Here is an 841-nt window from a genome sequence, read left to right as displayed (position 1 = left end):
GGTGCGCCCATCCGGCAGGGTGGTGGCGATGCGGTTGCCCAGTGGGTCGTACTGGTGGCTGAGGGTACCCTGTGCAGTGGTTTCGCTTAGCAGATTACCCAGTAGATCGTAGCTGAAGGTGATGAGGTCGGGTTCAGCTTCAGCAGGCAGGCCGGCTTTTTTGTAGCCGACTTTGATAAGGTTGTCGGCTTTGTCATACTGGTAGGCGGTGTTGCCGTCGGTGGTGTATTTGCCGATGAGGCGGCCGATGGCATCGCGTTTGAAGCGGTGGATAATTTCAGCACTACTGCCGGCAGCAAAGTGCACGGCGCTGACGTTATCCAGTGCATCGTAGCTGTATCTCTGTTTACGCCCGTCCAGATCGGTCTGTTCGATCAGGCGGTCGGCTGCATCGTATTGAAACTGGTAGTGTTCGCCATTTTCGTTGATGAGGGTGTTGAGGCGGCCATAGGCGTCGTAGTTAAAGCCGAGTTTGCGTCCGGCAGCATCAATGCGGGTGTGCACCAGTCCGCGCGGGTCGCGCTGGTAGTGGGTGCTGTGGCCGGCAGGGTCGGTATAGGTCAGTAGCTGGCCGGCACTGTTGACGCGATAGTGTTCCTGTCTGCCGTCGGTTAAGGTAACGCCGGTAAGCTGGCCGGCAGCGTTGTAGTGGTATTTGCTGCTGTTGCATTGGGCGTCGGAGATGCTGCTGAGATTGCCTGATGCATCGTAATAGAGATGGGTGGCGGTACCGGAGCAGTCGACATGCTGGGTAAGCTGGCCGTTCTGGTTCCAGCGCAGGTATTTGTTGCCACCGCGGGCATCGGTGATCTGAACTATCTGGCCATGCTGGTCGTACTGG

At 57.8% G+C, this 841-nt stretch carries 1 pseudogene; it reads right to left on the bottom strand.

Features of this window, described 5'->3' with window-relative positions:
* A pseudogene (locus BGI33_RS03410) lies at positions 1-841 on the bottom strand (RHS repeat protein); the annotation flags it as partial.

It is taken from the genome of Snodgrassella alvi, from assembly GCF_002777425.1.
Classification (GTDB): Bacteria; Pseudomonadota; Gammaproteobacteria; order Burkholderiales; family Neisseriaceae; genus Snodgrassella; species Snodgrassella alvi_B.
This window is presented reverse-complemented; position numbering and strand designations above follow the sequence as displayed.